This window comes from Nostoc sp., assembly GCF_036917155.1.
In the GTDB taxonomy this organism is placed as follows: Bacteria; Cyanobacteriota; Cyanobacteriia; order Cyanobacteriales; family Nostocaceae; genus Nostoc.
Genome location: NZ_JBALDZ010000164.1, coordinates 1 through 3389, shown reverse-complemented (window position 1 = coordinate 3389; position 3389 = coordinate 1). Strand labels below are relative to the sequence as shown.

At 43.6% G+C, this 3389-nt stretch carries 3 protein-coding genes, 1 tRNA gene and 2 pseudogenes; 4 read left to right on the top strand and 2 right to left on the bottom strand.

Annotation, left to right across the window (positions count from 1 at the left end; all coding sequences use genetic code 11):
• A pseudogene (locus V7K67_RS21735) lies at positions 1-120 on the bottom strand (photosystem II D2 protein (photosystem q(a) protein)); the annotation flags it as partial.
• A 353-nt stretch (positions 121-473) separates the two neighbouring features.
• Here V7K67_RS21735 and V7K67_RS21730 point away from each other — a divergent pair.
• The 4 genes from V7K67_RS21730 (at position 474) to V7K67_RS21715 (ending at position 2945) form a co-directional block, all read left to right on the top strand.
• Complete coding sequence (locus tag V7K67_RS21730; RefSeq protein WP_334706188.1) at positions 474-746, top strand: hypothetical protein; 273 nt, start codon at positions 474-476, stop codon at positions 744-746.
• A 13-nt stretch (positions 747-759) separates the two neighbouring features.
• Entirely contained in the window at positions 760-1437 is a 678-nt protein-coding gene (locus V7K67_RS21725) for an ABC transporter ATP-binding protein (RefSeq protein WP_334731796.1), read from the top strand.
• 744 nt (positions 1438-2181) lie between these two features.
• A complete protein-coding gene (locus V7K67_RS21720; protein ID WP_334731797.1) occupies positions 2182-2730 on the top strand; it encodes an NYN domain-containing protein in 549 nt (182 codons plus the stop codon).
• Positions 2731-2873: 143 nt separating this feature from the next.
• Positions 2874-2945, top strand: a tRNA-Asn gene (locus tag V7K67_RS21715).
• A gap of 50 nt (positions 2946-2995) precedes the next feature.
• Here the strand turns inward: V7K67_RS21715 and tnpA are convergent.
• Positions 2996-3169: pseudogene (gene tnpA / locus V7K67_RS21710) on the bottom strand (IS200/IS605 family transposase); the annotation flags it as partial.
• Between the last annotated feature and the right edge of the window lie 220 nt (positions 3170-3389).

Genomic DNA, 3389 nt, shown 5'->3' with positions numbered 1-3389 from the left:
GGCGCAGGGGAATAGTAGTATCCCTGACCAACCTACGAATACGAAGCGATCGCGCTTGAGCCAGTCGTCGAGAACGTCAAACCACCCTCTACTGGTGGCGCGTCCAACTGCGATGGTCATTAGAGCAAATCTCCAAATGTTTATAAGTACAGGTTGTATCTGTATTATAGATGGCTATATAAAAGCCTTCTATAAGCAGAAAGTTAACCAGGTTGTTAACCAAGTTTACAATTTTTTACACACCTTTAATCATATTAGGTGTAAATCGCTAATTTTTCTAGGGGTTTTGTAATAAAAATTAATTTTTGATTCAGATGAGGTGGGGGTTAGGAGTTTAGGAGCAGGGGAGAATAGTTTTCCCCCTGCGCCCCGCACCCCGCCCTTCTGCCTCTTCTCCATGCCCAATGCCCATTTCCCTAGAATCACTCAGCTGACGCTAAAATGAGTCCACAGTTAAATTTGATTATTGCTAAATGTTTACCATCGATTTAAGCATCAGAAACACTGCTTTCCCGATCTCAGTACAACGTAAGTCAGCAGAAGATGCTGAGGCTGTCTATCAGCTAATTTTGGCAGCAATCCGTTCTGGGAACCCTGACATAGTGGAACTGAAGTGCGAGGGCAAGACAGAGAAAAAAATTGCTGTCCGCGCTAGTGAAATTTCTGGGGTGCAGATTGTTCAGAAAGATGGTACAACCCCTGGCGGTACCAGACCACCTGGCTTTTTCGCTGTAGCTGCTGAGTAACCAAGGTTGACAAATGGCTCAAGTGGGCATTGAGGTCAAGGATTTAAATTTCAGTTGGCCTAATGGAGAGAAAGTTATCAAATCTTGCTCTTTAGAAGTACCCAAGGGTGAGTTTTGGATGCTCTTGGGTACAAATGGCAGCGGGAAATCAACGTTACTGAGACTGCTGGCGGGGTTACTAGCTCCTGAGTCTGGCGAGATTAGGGTTTTGCACCCCGTTGGCTTTGTCTTCCAAAATCCAGATCATCAACTGGTGATGCCAACGGTTGGTGCTGATGTGGCTTTTGGATTGGTGGAAGAAAAGTTGCCACCTGCTGCTACTAGAGCCAGGGTTGAGGAGGCGCTAGGGGCAGTGAATTTGCTTACCCTGCAACGACGCCCTATCTATGCACTCTCTGGGGGACAGAAACAGCGAGTCGCGATCGCAGGTGCGATCGCCCGTCGCTGTGAAGTTCTATTATTAGATGAACCCACTGCCTTACTAGATCCAGATAGCCAGTTAGATTTAGTTGCTGGTGTCCGCCGCCTTGTCAAAAGTCGAGGTATTACAGCCCTCTGGGTAACACATCGATTAGATGAGTTAAATTACTGTGACGGCGCTTTCTTGCTAGAAAAAGGCTCTCTGGTAGATAGGGGTGAAGCCCAACGCCTCAAACAACGTCTGATGGCGGTAGACAGCGAAGCCTCCTAATTGAGTGTTGAGTGTTGAGTAAATGAAGAGTGCTGAGTACATAGTGCTGTACATGGATAGCGGGGCGTTTAAGCCCGTGCTGAGTTGAAAGACCGCGCCGCGCCACTTGCGGGCGGGGTATCAACCTTCTCCTAACCAAAAGATTCCACCCACAAGGGGCGGGGCTTTTACCATAGTGCAAAAGTACTGAGTATTCAATCTTCTTTTCTCAGCACTCAGTACTGAGTATGGTAAAATTCATTGCACTAGCTCAACCCTAGGGTTATCTCATTCTAGACATAAACCGCCCAGAACTAAAGTTCCGCGGCTCATAACTAAAGTCCATTAAAACGGACTATAACCTTTTATCAGTCGTCTTTAGACGACTTTTGCTATTAGACTCAGAATTCATTCTGAGGCGGGCTAGATGAGGATGAAATAGCCCTGGCTCAACCCTAGCTATCGCTAACAGCACTCCTGAATCAGCTGTCGCGCATTTAAATTGTATAATTTTGGGTTTAAAACCCTTCCATAGCCTAGAGGCAGCTAAAAAACTAGATGCGTGGCAGCTTACTACTAAAAAAGAACTGCAACGCGCCTCTTAAACTAAGGCGCATTTTAAGTTGGTGCGTCTATCTTAGGCTTGAGTTTTGTGAGGCTGCCGTATTTTTTATTCTGTGTAGCATAGTGTTACATACAATGCATCAATTATTATAAAACTTATGAATGAATTTTGTTAACTCTAGAAAATTGTGATTAAAAACCATGCCCCGTTCCTTACTCCAAGCCGTTTTGTTAGTGGACGGCTACAATATCATAGGTGCTTGGCCTTGCCTTAAAAAAACGCGTGATAGTGTTGGACTAGAGGCAGCACGGGGCGAACTTGTGGAAGCGATGACTGGTTATAGTGCGTTTCAAGGTTACACAACTCAGATAGTTTTTGATGCCCAATATCAGAATTGCTCTAGTAATAAAGAAATTATTACTGAGCTTTTATCTGTTTATTACACTGATTTTGGGCAAACAGCAGATACTTATATTGAAAAATCCTGTGCTTCTTTTCGCCAGCAAATAGCTCAATCTTTGATTTCTCGTGTGATTGTTGCGACATCAGATCGGGCACAACAGTTGATGATCCAAGGGTATGGGGCTGAATGGTTGTCAGCACAACAACTCTGTGGCGAAGTCGAAGCCACCGTTTGCCGAATGCGACAAAAGTATCATACGCGCAAACAATCTAAGAGTAGGTTTTTAGCTAATGCCATTGATGCTAAAGCGCGGCAACGTCTGGCTGAATTGCGAATGGAATTGTAAATATTTAGTATTTAACAATCTCTGCTTAAGTTCCTGAATGGGTTTTGGCTGCAAAATTTCTATAAATTAAGCATCTAAAAAAATATTATCGAAAGTACTTGCCAAATTCTATTTTTAGCCCTAAGATTATAAATCGTGAGTGATCCTCAGTAGCTCAGTGGTAGAGCGATCGACTGTTAATCGATTGGTCGCTGGTTCGAATCCAGCCTGGGGAGTTTATAAATTTTAGATTCTAGATTATCCATCAGAAGCTTATGGTCGCTTGACTCGGCTGTGACAGAACAAATAAGTGAATGTGGTCAGGTGCTACCTCTAGGGCTAGAATATCCCAATTTTTCTCTATAGCTAATTCAGCGAATATCTGCCTAGTTCTAGTTGCTATCTCTCCTGTCAAAACTTTCTTCCGGCGTTTAGGTATAAAAACAAAATGATAATTAATTCGGTGTTAATACCACAAAAAAGAGTGAAGCGATCGCTCACCTTTCTGTCTAGTACTTGAGGAATAGTAAGCGATCGCCTCGATATTTGTATTTTGAACCTACGCAATATTTATCAGTACAATTATTAACGTGTCGCGGAAGTCCCCACCTTCAATGTACTCATAAGGTGGGGATAGGGAGCGGGGGATGAGGATTGCATCTGGAATTGATTTTTTGCAT

Coding starts and splice junctions, on each gene's coding strand:
- V7K67_RS21730 (WP_334706188.1), top strand. CDS start 474: ATGTTTACCATCGATTTAAGCATCAGAAACACTGCTTTCCCGATCTCA.
- V7K67_RS21725 (WP_334731796.1), top strand. CDS start 760: ATGGCTCAAGTGGGCATTGAGGTCAAGGATTTAAATTTCAGTTGGCCT.
- V7K67_RS21720 (WP_334731797.1), top strand. CDS start 2,182: ATGCCCCGTTCCTTACTCCAAGCCGTTTTGTTAGTGGACGGCTACAAT.